Raw genomic sequence first — 16,761 nt, 5'->3', positions numbered from 1 at the left:
CCGGTCGAAGTGTTCGGGCCGAGCGCCGGGAATAGAGTGGTCGACGGGGGAATTCGGACTGCTGTTCCGACTGCTTTCCGGCAGCCGGTCCGTTTCTGCTCAGCTCCCGTGAGGACGAGATTCCATGCGCGCCACCGTGATCCACGGCCCCAACGACATCCGGATCGAAGAGGTCCCGGACCCGGTGATCCAGCATCCGACCGACGTGGTGGTCCGGGTGCTGAACGCCTGCATCTGCGGCAGCGACCTGTGGGCGTACCGCGGGGTGGCGCAGCGGGTGGCCGGGCAGCGGATCGGCCACGAGTTCCTGGGGACGGTCGAGGAGGTCGGCGCCGAGGTGCGCGGCTTCGCGAAGGGCGACCTGGTGGTCGCGCCGTTCGTCTGGTCGGACGGGACGTGCGAGTTCTGTCGCGAGGGCCTGCACACCTCCTGCCCGCACGGCGGGTTCTGGGGGCAGGTCGGCTCGGACGGCGGGCAGGGCGAGGCGGTCCGGGTGCCGTTCGCGGACGGCACGCTGGTGAAGCTGCCGAAGGAGGCGGCGGGCGACGCGAAGCTGCTGCCCGGGCTGCTGGCGCTGTCCGACGTGATGGCCACCGGGCACCACGCGGCGGTCTCGGCCGGGGTGCGCGAGGGCGCCACGGTCGCGGTGGTCGGCGACGGAGCGGTGGGCCTGTGCGGGGTGCTGGCGGCGCGGCGGCTGGGCGCGGGCCGGATCATCGCGCTGGGCCGGCACCCGGCCCGGACCGAGCTGGCCCGGCGCTTCGGGGCGACGGACGTGGTGGCCGAGCGCGGCGAGGCCGCGGTCGAGGCGGTGAAGGAGCTGACCGGCGGGCAGGGCGCGCACGCGGTGCTGGAGGCGGTCGGCACCGAGGAGTCGATGCGCACGGCGATCTCGATCGCCCGGGACGGCGGCGCGGTCGGCTACGTCGGGGTGCCGCACGGTGGCAGCGCCGGGGTGGATATCGGCCAGATGTTCGGGCGGAACGTTTCGCTGAACGGTGGCGTCGCGCCGGCCCGCGCGTACATCCCCGAGCTGCTGCCGGACGTCCTCTCGGGCGCCATCGAGCCGGGCCTGGTCTTCGACCGGACCGTGGACCTGGACGGCGTCCCGGACGGCTACCGGGCGATGGACGACCGCTCGGCGCTGAAGGTCCGGATCGCCTTCTGACCGGAGGTCGATGGCTGACGATTCGTCAAAGACCCGAAGGGGCGGCACCGCTGGGCGGTGCCGCCCCTTCGGCGTGTGGCCCTTCCGCTTGTGGAGGTCGTGGCGGTTTTCGGCCAATTGGATGGTGCGAGGGGGTGAACGACTGGCCGATCGCGATCAACCCCTTCCGGGTTGGGCACGACGCTCCTAGCATTGCGCGGCGCGCACGAGAAATGTGACGCCCCTCACGTTCGATCGTTCCCCACGTGTGACCGCTACGCCGAAGAGGTGAGGAGTAAGAGTGGATTCGCCGCCGATCACCACGACCCCCACGGACGTCCAACTCATCGACAGGAGCGAGGAGTTCCGCACACTGCGGCGCTCGTTCCGGAGCTTCGCCTTCCCCGTCACCATCGGATTCGTGCTCTGGTACCTGCTGTACGTCCTGCTCTCCTGCTACGCCCCCGGGCTGATGGGCGCCAAGGTCGTCGGGCACGTCAACGTGGCCCTGGTGCTCGGGCTGCTGCAGTTCGCCACCACCTTCGCCATCGCCGCCTGGTACGCCCGCTACGCGGACCGGCGGATCGACCCGACCGCCACCGCGATCCGCGAGGCGCACGGAGCCGTCGTCCACGCCCCCCGGGAGTCCGCCGAATGACCGAGCTCGCCAGCTCCGCCACGGAGCACCGCGGCCTGACCATGGCCCTGTTCGGGGTCTTCGTCCTGGCCACCCTGGTCATCACCGTCTGGGCCGGGCGGCAGAACCGCAGCGCCGCCGACTTCTACGCCGGCGGCCGCGGCTTCACCGGCTTCCAGAACGGCCTGGCCATCTCGGGCGACTACATGTCCGCCGCGTCCTTCCTCGGCATCGCCGGGGCCATCGCGCTGTCCGGCTACGACGGCTTCCTCTACTCGATCGGCTTCCTGGTCGCCTGGCTGGTCGCGCTGCTGCTGATCGCCGAGCCGCTGCGCAACTCCGGCCGCTTCACCATGGCGGACGTGCTGGCCTTCCGGATGCGCCAGCGCCCGGTGCGCACCGCGGCGGGCGTCTCCACCATCGTGGTGTCGATCTTCTACCTGCTCGCCCAGATGGTCGGCGCCGGGACGCTGGTCACCCTGCTGCTCGGGGTCAGCGGAGACGCCGCCAGGCGCTGGACGGTCGTCGCGGTCGGCGCGCTGATGGTCGTCTACGTGGTGATAGGGGGCATGAAGGGCACCACCTGGGTGCAGATCGTCAAGGCCGTGCTGCTGATCGCCGGCGCCGGGCTGATGACCGTCCTGGTGCTCGCCAAGTACCACTTCAACCCCTCGGAGCTGCTCGGCGCGGCCGCCTCCGCGAGCGGCAAGGGCGAGGCCTTCCTGGAACCCGGACTGAAGTACGGGGCCACCAACACCTCCAAGCTCGACTTCATCAGCCTCGGCATCGCGCTGGTGCTCGGCACCGCCGGCCTGCCGCACATCCTGGTCCGCTTCTACACCGTCCCCACCGCCAAGGCGGCCCGGAAGTCGGTGCTCTGGGCGATCGGCATCATCGGCGTCTTCTACCTGATGACCCTGGCGCTCGGCTTCGGCGCGGCGGCGCTGGTCGGCTCCAAGGAGATCAAGGCCGCCAGCGCCTCCGGCAACACCGCGGCCCCGCAGCTCGCCGAGGTGCTCGGCGGCGGCGCCGGGACGACCGGCGGCGCGATCATGCTCGCGGTGATCTCGGCCGTCGCCTTCGCCACCATCCTCGCCGTGGTCGCCGGGCTCACCCTGGCCTCCTCGGCCTCCTTCGCGCACGACATCTACGCCAACGTGATCCGGCGCGGGCGGGCCACCGAGAAGGAGGAGGTGCGCTCGGCGAAGTGGGCCGCCGTGGTGATCGGCGCCGTCGCCATCGTGCTCAGCCTCTACGCCGACAAGCTCAACGCCGCCGCGCTGGTCGCCCTGGCCTTCGCGGTGGCCGCCTCGGCCAACCTGCCGACCCTGCTCTACTCGCTGTTCTGGAAGCGGTTCACCACCGCCGGCGCGGTCAGCTCGGTCTACGCCGGCCTGATCACCTCGGTGGTGCTGGTGGTCTTCTCCCCGGTCGTCTCCGGCGCCAAGACCTCGCTCTTCCCGGACAGCGACTTCCACTGGTTCCCGCTGGAGAACCCCGGCCTGGTCTCCATCCCGGTCGGCTTCCTCGCCGGGTGGATCGGCACCCTGCTGTCCCGCCAGCAGCCCGACCCGGCGAAGTACGCTGAACTGGAGGTCCGCTCGCTGACCGGACTGGGCGCCCACTGATCGTTCCGCGATGACTATGCTGGCCCGGCCCCGCCGTCGACGGTGGCCGGGCCGGTCGCATTTCTCGGGAAGGGGTCTACGTGCTGCTGGACACGTTCGGTCGGCAGGCCGTCGATCTTCGGGTCTCCCTGACCGACCGGTGCAACCTGCGGTGCACCTACTGCATGCCGGAGGAGGGCCTGCAGTGGCTGGCCAAGCCCGAGCTGCTGACCGACGAGGAGATCGTCCGGCTGGTCTCCCTCGCGGTGCGCGAGCTGGGCGTGCGGGAGGTGCGCTTCACCGGCGGCGAGCCGCTGCTGCGGCCCGGTCTGGTCGGCATCGTCGAGGCCTGCGCGCGGCTGGAGCCGCGCCCCGAGCTGTCGCTCACCACCAACGGCATAGGCCTGGCCCGGACGGCCGCGGCGCTGCGCGCGGCCGGGCTCGACCGGGTCAACGTGTCGCTGGACACCCTCGACCCGGACGTCTTCCACACCCTCACCCGCCGCCGGCGCCACCAGGACGTACTGGACGGGCTCGCCGCGGCCGAGGCGGCCGAGCTGGCGCCGGTCAAGCTGAACGCGGTGCTGATGCGCGGGGTCAACGACCACGAGGCGGCCGACCTGCTGGCCTGGTGCCTGGAGCACGGCTACGAGCTGCGCTTCATCGAGCAGATGCCGCTGGACGCCCAGCACGGCTGGGACCGCTCCTCGATGGTCACCGCCGGGGAGATCCTGGACCTGCTCCGCGCCCGCTTCGCGCTCACCCCGGAGCCCTCGGCCAGCCGCGGCGCGGCGCCCGCCGAGCGCTGGCTGGTGGACGGCGGCCCGGGCGGGGTGGGCGTGATCGCCTCCGTCACCCGCCCGTTCTGCCGGGCCTGCGACCGGACCAGGCTCACCGCGGACGGGCAGGTGCGCAACTGCCTGTTCGCGACCGGGGAGACCGACCTGCGGACGGCGCTGCGCTCGGGGGCGGACGACGCCGAACTGGCCGCGCTGTGGCGCGCAGCGATGTGGGGCAAGAAGGCCGGCGCCGGGATCGACGACCCGGAGTTCCACCAGCCCGACCGGCCGATGTCGGCGATCGGCGGCTAGTTCGCCCCGTTCGTCCGCTCGTCCGGCTCATCCGGTTCGTCCGCGCTCAGCTCCCGGACGGTTCCGGCGTCCAGTCGGCGAAGGCGACGGTCTCCTTGAGGAAGCCGCGCACGCCGAGGAACTGCGACAGGTGCTCACGGTGCTCGTCGCAGGCGAGCCAGGTCTTGCGGCGGTCCGGGGTGTGCAGCGCGGGGTTGTTCCACACCAGCACCCACCGGGCGTCCGCCCGGCAGCCCTTGGCGGAGCAGATCGGGGTGTCCATCGGGGGCCGTCCTCGGTGCTTGGCGGGTGCGTCGTCACCGCCAGTCTGTCACGCGCCCCCGGCCCGTCAGGCTGCGGGCATGGCGACGCCGGGCAGCCACGGGGGGAGCCGCCCGGCGTCGGTCCGTCGCTCCGACGGGGGATGCGGAGCGCGTACGCAGTATGTCACGCCGAGGGCCTCGGATGGGGAGGTCCTGCATGATTAATCTGAGGTTATTCTGAGCTTTCGGCGGTTCAAACCGGGAGAGAACCGTGCAAAACGGGCAGTCAGCTCACGTCCTGTGAAGAATCGGTGGTCGCCCCCTGAGCCCCGCCCGTACCGGCCGTCGCAGGCGTCCCACCCGCCCCACCGGTACCGCCGGGGCCGAGCATCAGCGGGGTGTCGGCCGGGATGTCGAAGGTGCTCGGCAGACCCGGGGCCCGCTCCCGGCCCGCGTTGGCGACCAGCACCGCGAAGTACGGCAGCAGCACGGCGCCCGCCAGCGCCCCGAAGGCCAGCCAGCGCTGGACGTCCCACAGCACCACGGCGAGCAGGACGCAGACCGTGCGGAGCAGCATCGAGACGACGTAGCGGCGCTGCCGCCCCCGGACGTCCTCGCTGAGGCTGCTGCGCGCCCCGGTGATCCGGTAGACCTCGCCACCGTTCTTGCTCATGTCTCAACCGCCCTCGTCCACGCGTCCGCGCGCCTCGCCGCACGACTTCCTCACGGTACGCCGGGGGCGGTGCGGCGACGAGACCGGGTGGGCGGCGCCCACCCGGTCGGGTGTGCGGGGGCCCTACGAGCGCCGGGAGAGGTACTGCGGGGGGACGGCGTCGGTGAGCCAGACGCCGTTATCGCTGAGCCGGAACTCGTGGCCGTTCGCCGTCATCGCGGCCGCGTTGACGGTCAGCACCACCGGGCGGCCGTGCCGGGCGCCGACCCGGGTGGCCGTCTCGGTGTCCGCCGACAGGTGGACGTCCTGGCGGGCCATCGGGCGCAGGCCCTCGTGGAAGATCGACGCCAGGTGGCGGTCGGCGGTGCCGTGGTACAGCACCGGGGGCGGCACGGCGGCGGCCAGACCGAGGTCGACCGCCACCGTGTGGCCCTGGTTGGCGCGGATCGAGAGACCGTCCGCGGAGTAGCCGAAGCGGCGCTTGTTGTTGGTCGCCACGACGTGGTCCAGCTCGGCCCTGGTCAGCCGGTTGCCCTTGGCCGCCAGGGCGGTGAGCAGCACGTCGACCCGGACCCAGCCGGCCTCGTCCAGCTCGATGCCGACCCGCTCGGGCTCGTGCCGCAGGATGCGGGACAGCATCTTGCTGACCTTGACCACGCGCTTCTCGTCCGTCATGTCTCTCGTATCCCCCCGTTGGCCAGTGGCTATGAGGCCTGGCTGACCGAACTCATGTTGAAGTCCGCGACACGCACGGGTGGCATCGCGGTGCGGGTGAAGTAGTCGCTCCACTCGCGGGGCAGGCAGCGCTCGGTGCGGCCCACCTCGGTGATCCGGTTCAGCAGGTCGACCGGGGACTCGTTGAACCGGAAGTTGTTGACGGCGCCGACCACTTCGCCGTTCTCGACCAGGTAGACGCCGTCCCGGGTGAGGCCGGTGAGCAGCAGCGTCGCCGGGTCCACCTCGCGGATGTACCAGAGGCAGGTGAGCAGCAGGCCGCGCTCGGTGCGGGCGATCATCTCGTCCAGCGTCGGCGCCGCCGCCTGGTCGGCCGTCTCCAGCACCAGGTTGTCGACGGGCGGGCGCAGCGGCAGGCCGGTGAGGCCGGCCGCGTGGCGGTTGGTGACCAGGTCGTTGAGCACGCCCTCGCGGATCCACTCGGTGCCCTCGATCGGCAGGCCGTTGTCGAAGACCGAGACGTCCCCGCCGGTGGAGTGCGCGAGCACGAACGGCGCGGCCTCCAGGCCCTCCTCGCGCGGGTCGGAGCGCAGGGTCAGCGGCAGGGCGCTGAGCTTGTCGCCGATCCGGGTGCCGCCGCCGGGCTTGGCGAAGACGGTGCGGCCCTCGTGGGCGTCCCGGCCGCCGGAGGACCAGTGGAGGTAGACCATCAGGTCGGCGACGGCCGAGGGCGGCAGCAGCGTCTCGTAGCGGCCGGCCGGCAGGTCGACCTTGCGGGCGCCCCAGCCGAGGCGCTTGGTCAGCTCGGCGTGCAGGGCCGCGACGTCGACGTCGGTGAAGTCGCGGGTGGCGGCGCCGGCCCAGGCCGAGCCGGACAGGTCGGCCGTCTTGGCGTTGATCTCGACCATGCCGGTGGGCTGGTCGTGGCGCAGCCGCAGGCCGGTCGAGCTGCCCAGGTAGCTGCTGGTGATCTCGTGCCGGGCGAAGCCGTACAGCAGCTCGCCCTGGGCGGCGGCGCGGGCGAAGGCCTCGCCGAGGGCCGGGCCGAAGGCGTCGAACACCTCGATCGAGGTCTCCGCCGGGGGCTCGGTGAAGTCCGGGGAAGACGGCCGGTCGGCGGCCAGCGGCTGGGCGTCCTCGGCCGGGCCGGCCGCGCGGGCGGCGTCCTCGGCGGCGCGCACCAGGGCCTCGACGTCCTCGGCGGTGACGGCCTCGCGGGAGACCACGCCGGAGGCGGTGCCCTCGGCGCCGTCCACGGTGGCGATCACGGTGAGGCGCCGGCCCCGGGTGACGCCGTTGGTGGTCAGGGCGTTGCCGGCCCAGCGCAGGTTGGCGGTGGACTCCTCGTCGGCGATCACCACGCAGCCGTCGGCGCGGGAGAGGCCGAGCGCCAGCTCGACGAGTTCGTGCGGCCGGTTCGCGGTCAGGTCGGTCATCAGTGACCCGCCTCCTGCTGGGTGTTGAGCACGTTGACGTTGCGGAACAGCGCGGACGGGCAGCCGTGGCTGACCGCGGCGACCTGGCCGGGCTGGGCCTTGCCGCAGTTGAAGGCGCCGCCGAGGACGTAGGTCTGCGGGCCGCCGACCGCGGCCATCGAGCCCCAGAAGTCGGTGGTGGTGGCCTGGTAGGCGAAGTCCTTGACCTGGCCGGCGAGTTCGCCGTTCCTGATGGCGTAGGCGCGCTGGCCGGTGAACTGGAAGTTGTAGCGCTGCATGTCGATCGACCAGGAGCGGTCGCCGACGATGTACAGGCCGTTCTCCACCTGGGAGATCAGCCCGGTGGTGTCGGGGCCGTCTGCGGCGGGCCGGAGCGAGACGTTGGCCATCCGCTGCACCGGCACGTGCGCCGGGGAGTCCGCGAAGGCGCAGCCGTTGGAGCGCTCGAAGCCCTTCAACTTGGCCATGCCACGGTCGAGTTGGTAGCCGACCAGGATGCCGTCCTTCACCAGGTCCCAGGACTGGGTGGCGACGCCCTCGTCGTCGTAGCCGATGGTGGACAGGCCGTGCTCGGCGGTGCGGTCGCCGGTGACGTGCATCAGCTCGGAGCCGTACTTGAGCGAGCCGAGCTGGTCGAAGGTGGCGAAGGAGGTGCCGGCGTAGGCGGCCTCGTAGCCGAGCGCGCGGTCCAGCTCGGTGGCGTGGCCGATCGACTCGTGGATGGTCAGCCAGAGGTTGGACGGGTCGATGACCAGGTCGTAGCGGCCGGCCTGGACGCTCGGGGCCTTCATCTTCTCGGCCAACAGGCCGGGCAGCTCGGCGAGTTCGGCGTCCCAGTCCCAGCCGGTACCGGTCAGGTACTCGAAGCCGCGGCCGGCCGGCGGGGCCAGCGTGCGCATGGTGTCGAAGGCGCCGGTGCGCTCGTCGACGGAGGTGGCCTCCAGCTCCGGGTGCAGCCGGATGCGCTGCTGGGTGGTGACGGTGCCGGCGGTGTCCGCGTAGAACTTGTTCTCCTGGACGGTCAGCAGGCTCGCCTGGACGTGCGAGACGCCCTCCGCGGCCAGCAGTCGGGAGCTCCACTCGGCGAGCAGCGCCGTCTTCTCGGCGTCGGGCACCTCGAAGGGGTTCACCTCGTACGCGGAGACCCAGGTGACGTCCCGGTGGACCGGCTCGTCGGCCAGCTCGACCCGCTCGGTGGCGCCGGCCGCCCGGCTGATCCCGCCGGACAGGCGTGCCACCGCGACGGCCTGCTCGGCGACCCTGGCCGCGGCCCCCGGGGTGAGGTCCACGCCGGCGGCGAAGCCCCAGGCGCCGTCCAGCAGCACCCGGACGGCGAAGCCGAGCTGCAGGCTGTCGGAGGTGCCGGCGGGGCGGGCGTCGCGCAGCCGCCAGGAGGCGCTGCGGACCCGCTCCAGCCGGAAGTCGGCGTGCGCGGCGCCGAGTTCGCGGGCCCGGGTGAGGGCGGCGTCGGCGAGGGCGCGCAGCGGGAGGGCGAGGAACAGCGGGTCGACGGCGCGGTCGGCCGCAGGAGTCGTCGGAGGCAATCGGGCTCCCAGGTCGCGGGGGTGGCGGTGCGGGCACCGCACAGGGGTGCCCGCACCGCATCATTTCCCGTCCACCGGGTATTCGGCCAGCACATTTCGGCCGGCCGGCCCGTGGGGTTCGGGCCTCGTCAGCTGACCGTTTCCCACCAGCCGTCCAGCTCGGGCGGGTTGTCCACGTCGACCCGCTCGCCGGGGCGCGGGACGGCCAGCGGGACGGCCTGGGTCTTGGCCTCGGCGAGCAGCCGTTCGACCGGCTCGGCCCACGGGTGCAGGCCGAGGTTGAAGGTGCACCAGTGCACCGGGACGAGCAGGCCGCCGCGCAGGTCGCGGTGGGCGAGCACGGCGTCCTCGGGGGTCATGTGGATGTCCGCCCAGGCCGCGTCGTAGGCGCCGATCTGCACCAGCGCGGCGTCGAAGGGGCCGTGCTGCTCGCCGATCCGGGCGTAGCCCTCGAAGTAGCCGGAGTCGCCGGTGTAGAAGACCCGGCGGTTCGGGCCGGCGATCACCCAGGAGCCCCACAGGGTGGTGTTGCGGGTCAGGCCGCGGCCGGAGAAGTGGTGCGCCGAGGTGAGGGTGAGCACCAGGTCGCCCAGGGTGCAGGTCTCGTCCCAGTCCAGCTCGATGATGCGGTGCTCGGGGACGCCCCAGCGGCGCAGGTGGCCGCCGATGCCGAGCGGCACCGCGAACGGCGCGGACTGGGTGTGCACCAGGCGCTTGACGGTGGGCATGTCGAGGTGGTCGTAGTGGTCGTGCGAGATCAGCACGGCGTCGACCGGCGGCAGCTCCTCCAGCTCCACCGGCACCGGGTGCAGCCGCTTGGGGCCGACGTGCGCGGCGGGGGAGCAGCGGTCGCTCCAGATCGGGTCGAGCAGGACGCGGAAGCCCTCCAGCTCGACCAGCGCGGAGGCGTGCCCGTACCAGGTGATCCGCACGCCCTCGGGGGCCGGGCCGGCGGTCGAGGCGGGGCGGACGGTCGGCACCGGGTGGGCGGGGACCCGGCCGCCGCGCTCGAACAGCATCCGGCGGGCGGTGCCGGCGTCGAAGCCGGGGGCCTCGGAGGCGCGGGCGAGCGTCGAGGGGGCGTTGTGGAAGGCGCCGTCGCGGTACTGCGGCGAGTCGCGCACGCGCTCCTCGCGCTCGGCGTCCGGCCGCCGCCCGAACGCCGCCGGCAGGTCGCGCAGCGACCAGGCGGCCGCGCCGAGGCCTGCCGCCAGGGCGGTCAGGGCCAGCAGTCGTGCGGGTCGGTGGGTGCTCCCGGGCCGGGCCTTGGTCATGGGCGCTGCCTTCGTTGCTCGCCGGGACGCCTTCGGGGGCGGTGCGGTCGGTCCCGGGTCGGTCCGCACCACGGGGGCAACGGGTGCGCCCGTCCGTGTTGTTCCCGGCAGAGTGGCCGGAAAGGGGCGTCCGCGCAACCCTTCGGGGCGCCGACCTGCGGAGTCGGCCGCGGTGGCCGGGATTGTCGGATTGCGACAGTTCCTCCGGTGCTGCGCTGTCGGAGCCCGATGCGCCGCCGTCGCCGGGCGCCCGATAGCGTCACAGACTGCGTACGCATTCCGACGTACGCGCAGACCCAGGGGAGAGAGGTGGATCGTTGAGCCGCTCGGTTCTCGTCACCGGAGGAAACCGGGGCATCGGCCTCGCGATCGCCCAGGCCTTCGCCGAGGCGGGCGACAAGGTCGCCATCACCAGCCGCTCGGGCGAGGTGCCCGAGGCGCTGGCCAAGTACGACGTCCTCGCGGTGCGCTGCGACATCACGGACGCCTCCCAGGTCGACGCCGCCTTCACCGAGATCGAGGCGAAGCACGGCGCGGTCCAGGTGCTGGTCGCCAACGCGGGCATCACCAACGACACCCTGCTGCTGCGCATGTCCGAGGAGGACTTCACGTCCGTCCTGGACACCAACCTGACCGGGGCGTTCCGGGTGGTGAAGCGCGCCTCCAAGCTGATGATGCGGGCCAAGAAGGGCCGCGTGGTCCTGATCTCGTCCGTGGTGGGCCTGTCCGGCTCGGCGGGCCAGGCGAACTACGCCGCGTCGAAGGCCGGCCTGGTGGGCTTCGCCCGCTCGCTGGCCCGCGAGCTCGGCCCGCGCAACATCACCGTCAACGTGGTCGCCCCCGGCTTCGTGGACACCGACATGACCGCCGTGCTCAGTGACGAGCGCCGCGCGGAGATCGTCGCCGGCGTGCCCTGGGCCGCTACGCGGCGCCCGCCGAGGTCGCCTCGACCGTGCGGTTCCTCAGCTCGGACGAGGCCGCGTACATCACCGGAGCCGTCATTCCCGTGGACGGCGGATTGGGCATGGGTCACTGATCATGAGTGGAATCCTCGAGGGCAAGCGCATCCTCATCACCGGTGTGCTGATGGAGTCGTCCATCGCCTTCCACACCGCCCGGCTCGCCCAGGAGCAGGGCGCGGAGATCATCCTCACCGCGTGGCCGCGCCCGAGCCTGACCGAGCGGGTCGCCCGCAAGCTGCCGAAGCCGGTCAAGGTGCTGGAGCTGGACGTCTCCAACCCGGAGCACCTGGCCGGCCTGGCCGACCAGGTCCGCGAGGTCCTGCCGACCCTGGACGGCATCGTCCACTCGATCGGCTTCGCCCCGCAGGACGCGCTCGGCGGCAACTTCCTGGACACCCCGTGGGAGTCCGTGGCCACCGCGATGCACGTCTCGGCGTACTCGCTGAAGTCGCTGACCACGGCGCTGCTGCCGCTGATGCAGGACGGCGGCTCGGTCGTCGGCCTGACCTTCGACGCGCAGTTCGCCTGGCCGCAGTACGACTGGATGGGCCCGGCCAAGGCCGCGCTGGAGTCGACCAACCGGTACCTGGCGCGCTACCTGGGCGAGCGGAACATCCGCTGCAACCTGGTCTCGGCGGGCCCGATCGGCTCGATGGCCGCGAAGTCCATCCCGGGCTTCACCGAGCTGGCCGACACCTGGAACCACCGCTCCCCGCTGAAGTGGGACCTGAGCGACCCGGAGCCGGCCGGCCGCGGCATCGTCGCGCTGCTGTCGGACTGGTTCCCGAAGACCACCGGCGAGATCGTCCACGTGGACGGCGGTCTGCACGCCATCGGCGCCTGACACCCGCCCCGCCCGTACGCCGCTGCCCGGCACCCCTGATCGCAGGGGGTGCCGGGCAGCGGCGTTCGCGCGTCCGGCGGGCGTCGGCCGGGCGCGGGCTCCGTCAGGCGTCCGCGCAGGCGCCGATGGCGCGGCCGGCCTCCACCGAGGCGCGCCGGCCGTCACCGGCCCGGATGGCCTCCAGGATGGTGTCGTGGCCGACGTAGCGTTCGGCGATCAGCTCGGGGCCGACGTCCTGGCGCAGGTGCTCCCGGGTGACCTCGCCGAGGTCGGAGTAGACGGCGAGCAGCACGTCGTTGTGCGCGGCGGCGACGACGGCCTGGTGGAAGGCGGCGTCGGCCTGGACGAAGGACTCGGCGTCCCCCGACTGCCAGGCGTTCTCGCGGCGGGCGAGCGCGGCGTCCAGCACGACGAGGTCGCGCTCGCTGCGGCGCTCGGCGGCCAGGCCGGCCGCCGCGGTCTCCAGCGTCGCCCGCAGCTCGGCGACCTGGGCCGGGTCGGCGTCGGAGAAGCGGCGGTGCATCACCCCGGCCAGCTCGCTGGTGGCGAGGACGTACGTGCCGGAGCCCTGCCGGATGTCCAGCAGCCCGTTGTGGGCGAGGGCGCGGACGGCCTCGCGGACGGTGTTGCGGGCCACCCCGAGCTGTTCGACCAGGGCCGCCTCGGTGGGGATGCGCGAGCCCACCGGCCACTCCCCGGAGGTGATCTGGGCGCGCAGCTGGGCGATCACCTGGTCGGACAGCGGGGTGCGCCTCGGCGAGGACAGCGCCACGGAAGTCTCCTTGCGGCTACGGCTCGGGTGGGGCCGGGTGGATGGTGTCCGGTGGATGGCCGGGGGATGGCGGCGGACGGGCGGTCCGCCCATCATGCCAATTCAAAGGTGCGTCAATTCATCCCATCATTCTATGATGGCCCACATGCCTCCCGCAGCAGACACCACCGCTTCCGCACGGGCCGGGGCCCGGCCGCAGACCGAGCGGCCCGCTTCCTCCGCTCCCGCCTCCTCCGCTCCTGCCTCCTCCGCCGCCAAGTACGGCGTCTGGCTGTTCGCCGTCGCGATCGCCGCCGCGGCGTTCAACCTGCGCCCCGTGGTCACCAGCCTCGGGCCGCTGCTCGACCAGGTCCGCGCCGACCTCGGGATGAACCCGACGCTCGCCGGGCTGCTCGCCGCCGTGCCCTCGCTGTGCTTCGCGCTGTTCGGCTTCCTCGCCCCCGCGGCGGCCCGCCGGATCGGCCCGATCGCGGTGATCACGGCCGGCATGGCCGCGATCACGGCGGGCGTGGTGGCCCGCTCCTTCGCCGGCGGCACCGCGGTGTTCCTGCTGCTCACCGCACTCGCGCTGGCCGGGGTGGCGGTCTCCAACGTGCTGCTGCCGGTGGTGATCAAGCGGTACTTCCCGGACCGGGTCGGTCCGATGATCGGCCTGTACTCCATGGCGCTGTCCGCCGGCACCGCCCTGGCCGCGTTGGTCAGCGTGCCGCTGACCAACGCGCTCGGGGGCGACTGGCGCTACGGCCTCGGCGCCTGGGCCGGCCTGGGCGCGCTCGCCCTGGTGCTGTGGCTGGTGGTCCTGGTCGTCCGGCGCGAGCGCGGCGAGCGGGCCCCCGGCGGCGCCGCCCACACCAGGCTGCCGATCACCCGCAGCCGGACGGCCTGGGCGCTGGCCTGCTTCTTCGGCCTGCAGGCCACCGGCGCGTACGTGGTGATGGGCTTCCTGCCGAAGATCTTCCAGGACGCCGGCATCGACAAGGGCACCTCCGGGGCGCTGCTCGCGGTCACCATGGTCATCGGCGTGCCGGTGTCCTTCGTGCTGCCCAACCTGGCCGCCCGGCGCGGCGACCAGCGGCTGTTCGTGGTGGTGCTGGCCTCCTGCGGCGTCGCCGGCTACGCCGGCCTGGCGCTCGCCCCGGCCGGGGTGCCCTGGCTGTGGTGCGTCCTGGTGGGCCTGTCCAACTGCGCGTTCCCGCTGGTGCTGACCATGATCGGGCTGCGCGCCCGGACGGCCGGCGGGGTGGCGCAGCTGTCCGTCTTCGCCCAGGGCGTCGGCTACCTGATCTCGATCCCGGGCCCGATCCTGATCGGCCGGATCTACCAGGTCACCGGCGAGTGGTACTGGCCGCTCGGCTTCCTGGCGCTGCTGCTGGTGCCGCAGATGCTGTTCGGCCTGCGGGCCGCGCGGGCCCGGCACATCGAGGACGAGGCGGTGCTCCCCGTCACTCGGGCCAACGCCTGACGGTCAGGGCCTGACGGTCAGGGCCTGACGGTCAAGGGCTGACGGTCAAGGGCTGGCCAAGGGACGTGGGCCGACGACGGGCGGGCGTGTTCGGGATGGGAGAATCCCGGACATGCCCGTTCTCGACCCGAACCCCACCGACGGCCGCAAGCAGCTCGGCCGGATCGCCCTCGTCTTCGCCGCCATCGTGGTGCTGGTGGCGATCGTCGCCTCCGTCGCCGACGCGATGGGCTGACCGGCCGCCACCGTCCGGATGACACGCCGGTGAACGGCGCATGATGGCACCCGTCGCCCCCGCGGGTGGCGGCATCCGGGAGCATCGCGCCGCCCGGCGGCTTTTCTGCCAAGCTTGCTGGGTATGAGCGCCGAAACGCCCCGCAGGATCATCGTTCTCCGCCACGCCAAGGCCGACTGGCCGAACGGCGTGGACGACCACGAGCGGCCGCTGGCCGACCGGGGCCGCCACCAGGCCCCGGACGCCGGCCGCTGGATGGCCGATTCCGGCATCAACCCCGACTTCGTGCTCTGCTCCACCGCCCTGCGCACCCGGGAGACGTGGAAGCTGGCGGCGCACGAGCTGCCCAAGCGGGCCCGCAGGACGGTGTACGAGGACCGCATCTACGAGGCCAGCCCGGGCGAGATCATCGCCGTCCTGCAGGAGGTCCCGGAGGAGTACGCCGACGTGGTGCTGGTCGGCCACAACCCCGGCGTGCTCGGGCTGACCCAGGTGCTGGCCGGGGACGAGGGCGACCGCGACGCGCTGGAGCGGCTGCGGCTCGGCGGCTTCCCGACCGCGGCGATCGCGGTGCTCAGCTTCAGCGGCTCCTGGAAGGGCGTCGAGCCGGGCGTGGCCGAGCTGGTCTCGTACCACACGCCGCAGGACTGACCCCCGGGCCGTACGGGAGGGTCCTCGGGCCGTACGGGGGGATCCTCGGGCCATACGTGAGGGGCGCGCGGATCCGATCCGCGCGCCCCTCACGTACGTCCGGCGCCGCTACTCGATCGGCGCGCAGTCGGCCGCCTCGACCTCTTCGCGGGTGATGCCCAGCAGGTACAGCACGGTGTCCAGGAACGGCACGTTCACCGCGGTGTGGGCCGCCTCCCGCACCACCGGCTTGGCGTTGAACGCCACCCCGAGCCCGGCCGCGTTCAGCATGTCCAGGTCGTTGGCGCCGTCGCCGATCGCCACCGTCTGCTCCAGCGGCACCTTCGCCTGCTCGGCGAACCGGGCCAGCCAGCGGGCCTTGCCGGCCCGGTCCACGACCTCGCCGACCACCCGGCCGGTGAACTTCCCGTCCTCGACCTCCAGGGTGTTGGCGGCCGCGAAGTCCAGCCCCAGCTCCGCCACCAGGTGGTCGGTGACCTGGGTGAACCCGCCGGACACGATCGCCACCTGGAAGCCCAGGCGCTGCAGCGTACGGATCAGGGTGCGCGCCCCCGGCGTGAACCGGACCTCCGTGCGCACCTTCTCCGTCACCGAGGCGTCCAGCCCCGCCAGCAGCGCCACCCGGGCCCGCAGCGACTCGGCGAAGTCCAGCTCGCCGCGCATCGCCGCCGCCGTCACCTCGGCGACCTCCTGCTCGCAGCCCGCGTGGGCGGCGAACAGCTCGATCACCTCGTCCTGGATCAGCGTGGAGTCCACGTCCATCACCACCAGGCGCTTGGCCCGGCGCTCCAGGCCGGCCGCCACCACCGCGACGTCCACCCGCTGGGTGGCCGCCTCCTGGGCCAGCTCCGCCCGCAGCTCCTCGGGGGCCACGCCCGAGACGGCCAGCTCGACCGCCGTCACCGGGTACTTGGCGAGCCGGAAGACGCGGTCGATGTTGCCGCCCGCCGCGGTGATCCGCGAGGTCAGCGCGGAGACCGCGGCCGCGGTCAGCGGGTGGCCGAGCACCGTCACGTGCGAACGGCCCTCGCGGCGCGGCCGGTTGTCGCCGATGCCGGAGAGGATCTCGGCCTGCAGCTTCTGCTCCTCCGCCCAGCGGTGCACGGTGGCCCGCAGGCCGCCCTCGGCTCCCGGCGCGGACGGCGGGGTGACCAGGGCGCACAGCGTGATGCGGCCACGGGTCACGACCTGCTCGATGTCGATGACGTCGACGCCGAAACCGGCCAGCGTCGCGAAGAGGCCGGCGGTGATGCCGGGGCGGTCCTTGCCGAACACCTTGACGAGCAGGGTGCGCTCGTCCGAGGTCCGGGGCTGGGCGGCGGGGAGGGGCTCAGCGGCCAGGGGCGATGCGTTCATGGTGTCTCCCACGCTACCCGCCGGCCGGCGGCCCCCGGGCACCCGTCCCACGTCGCGGACCGGCACCTCGGTAGCAGCCTGGTCACAGTCACCCGGGGTGACTTTCACCCGAGGTCGGCGGGCTGGAATGATTCCTCCGTCAGTTTCAGGACA

16 protein-coding genes and 1 pseudogene are annotated in these 16,761 nt (G+C 73.0%); 9 read left to right on the top strand and 8 right to left on the bottom strand.

The window, feature by feature from the left end:
* Positions 1–124: 124 nt before the first annotated feature.
* From AB2U05_RS08265 to moaA, 4 genes are all read left to right on the top strand, one after another.
* Positions 125–1,168, top strand: coding sequence for a zinc-dependent alcohol dehydrogenase family protein (locus AB2U05_RS08265; RefSeq protein WP_045699429.1), 1,044 nt, complete (start codon positions 125–127; stop codon positions 1,166–1,168).
* Between the two features lie 280 nt (positions 1,169–1,448).
* Positions 1,449–1,805, top strand: a complete 357-nt coding sequence (locus AB2U05_RS08260; protein WP_045699431.1) for a DUF485 domain-containing protein — start codon at positions 1,449–1,451, stop codon at positions 1,803–1,805.
* On the top strand, positions 1,802–3,412 hold the full coding sequence (locus tag AB2U05_RS08255; protein WP_045699433.1) for a cation acetate symporter: 1,611 nt from the start codon (positions 1,802–1,804) through the stop codon (positions 3,410–3,412). The genes AB2U05_RS08260 and AB2U05_RS08255 overlap by 4 nt, the downstream gene beginning before the upstream one ends.
* Before the next feature lie 80 nt (positions 3,413–3,492).
* A complete protein-coding gene (moaA, locus tag AB2U05_RS08250) occupies positions 3,493–4,482 on the top strand; it encodes a GTP 3',8-cyclase MoaA (RefSeq protein ID WP_369182895.1) in 990 nt (329 codons plus the stop codon).
* A gap of 46 nt (positions 4,483–4,528) precedes the next feature.
* Here the strand turns inward: moaA and AB2U05_RS08245 are convergent, their stop codons facing one another.
* The 6 genes from AB2U05_RS08245 to AB2U05_RS08220 all read right to left on the bottom strand — a co-directional run bounded on the left by AB2U05_RS08245 (position 4,529) and on the right by AB2U05_RS08220 (position 10,326).
* Positions 4,529–4,744: a hypothetical protein gene (locus AB2U05_RS08245; protein ID WP_045699436.1), complete on the bottom strand. Its 216-nt coding sequence runs from the start codon at positions 4,742–4,744 to the stop codon at positions 4,529–4,531.
* A 266-nt stretch (positions 4,745–5,010) separates the two neighbouring features.
* Entirely contained in the window at positions 5,011–5,397 is a 387-nt protein-coding gene (locus tag AB2U05_RS08240; protein WP_045699437.1) for a DUF3099 domain-containing protein, read from the bottom strand.
* Between the two features lie 123 nt (positions 5,398–5,520).
* Positions 5,521–6,072: an RNA 2'-phosphotransferase gene (locus AB2U05_RS08235; protein WP_045699439.1), complete on the bottom strand. Its 552-nt coding sequence runs from the start codon at positions 6,070–6,072 to the stop codon at positions 5,521–5,523.
* Positions 6,073–6,101: 29 nt separating this feature from the next.
* A complete protein-coding gene (locus AB2U05_RS08230) occupies positions 6,102–7,508 on the bottom strand; it encodes a metallopeptidase TldD-related protein (protein ID WP_045699441.1) in 1,407 nt (468 codons plus the stop codon).
* Positions 7,508–9,052 carry a TldD/PmbA family protein gene (locus AB2U05_RS08225; RefSeq protein WP_045699443.1) on the bottom strand — a complete coding sequence of 515 codons (1,545 nt, stop codon included), beginning with the start codon at positions 9,050–9,052 and terminating at the stop codon, positions 7,508–7,510. The genes AB2U05_RS08230 and AB2U05_RS08225 overlap by 1 nt, the downstream gene beginning before the upstream one ends.
* A 128-nt stretch (positions 9,053–9,180) precedes the next feature.
* Entirely contained in the window at positions 9,181–10,326 is a 1,146-nt protein-coding gene (locus AB2U05_RS08220; RefSeq protein WP_369182894.1) for an MBL fold metallo-hydrolase, read from the bottom strand.
* Positions 10,327–10,643: 317 nt separating this feature from the next.
* Here AB2U05_RS08220 and fabG point away from each other — a divergent pair.
* Together fabG and fabI are read left to right on the top strand one after the other, a co-directional pair.
* Positions 10,644–11,362: pseudogene (gene fabG / locus AB2U05_RS08215) on the top strand (3-oxoacyl-[acyl-carrier-protein] reductase).
* Between the two features lie 2 nt (positions 11,363–11,364).
* A complete protein-coding gene (fabI, locus tag AB2U05_RS08210) occupies positions 11,365–12,132 on the top strand; it encodes an enoyl-ACP reductase FabI (RefSeq protein ID WP_045708878.1) in 768 nt (255 codons plus the stop codon).
* Positions 12,133–12,235: 103 nt separating this feature from the next.
* On the opposite strand, the gene AB2U05_RS08205 is transcribed toward fabI, so the two are convergent.
* A complete protein-coding gene (locus tag AB2U05_RS08205) occupies positions 12,236–12,904 on the bottom strand; it encodes a FadR/GntR family transcriptional regulator (protein WP_045699450.1) in 669 nt (222 codons plus the stop codon).
* A 145-nt stretch (positions 12,905–13,049) separates the two neighbouring features.
* Between AB2U05_RS08205 and AB2U05_RS08200 the strand changes: the two genes are divergently transcribed.
* The 3 genes from AB2U05_RS08200 to AB2U05_RS08190 all read left to right on the top strand — a co-directional run bounded on the left by AB2U05_RS08200 (position 13,050) and on the right by AB2U05_RS08190 (position 15,252).
* A complete protein-coding gene (locus AB2U05_RS08200; protein ID WP_369182893.1) occupies positions 13,050–14,366 on the top strand; it encodes a CynX/NimT family MFS transporter in 1,317 nt (438 codons plus the stop codon).
* A 112-nt stretch (positions 14,367–14,478) separates the two neighbouring features.
* Entirely contained in the window at positions 14,479–14,601 is a 123-nt protein-coding gene (locus AB2U05_RS08195; RefSeq protein ID WP_279616841.1) for an SGM_5486 family transporter-associated protein, read from the top strand.
* A gap of 123 nt (positions 14,602–14,724) precedes the next feature.
* On the top strand, positions 14,725–15,252 hold the full coding sequence (locus AB2U05_RS08190) for a histidine phosphatase family protein (protein ID WP_045699452.1): 528 nt from the start codon (positions 14,725–14,727) through the stop codon (positions 15,250–15,252).
* A 108-nt stretch (positions 15,253–15,360) separates the two neighbouring features.
* Here AB2U05_RS08190 and serB read toward each other — a convergent pair whose 3' ends face one another.
* Complete coding sequence (gene serB / locus AB2U05_RS08185; protein WP_369182892.1) at positions 15,361–16,608, bottom strand: phosphoserine phosphatase SerB; 1,248 nt, start codon at positions 16,606–16,608, stop codon at positions 15,361–15,363.
* Positions 16,609–16,761 lie beyond the last annotated feature (153 nt).

The sequence above is a fragment of the Streptomyces sp. Y1 genome (assembly GCF_041053115.1).
In the GTDB taxonomy this organism is placed as follows: domain Bacteria; phylum Actinomycetota; class Actinomycetes; order Streptomycetales; family Streptomycetaceae; genus Kitasatospora; species Kitasatospora rubellomurina.
Note: the sequence above shows the minus strand (reverse complement) of the source record. Positions and strands in the feature narration are given on the sequence as shown.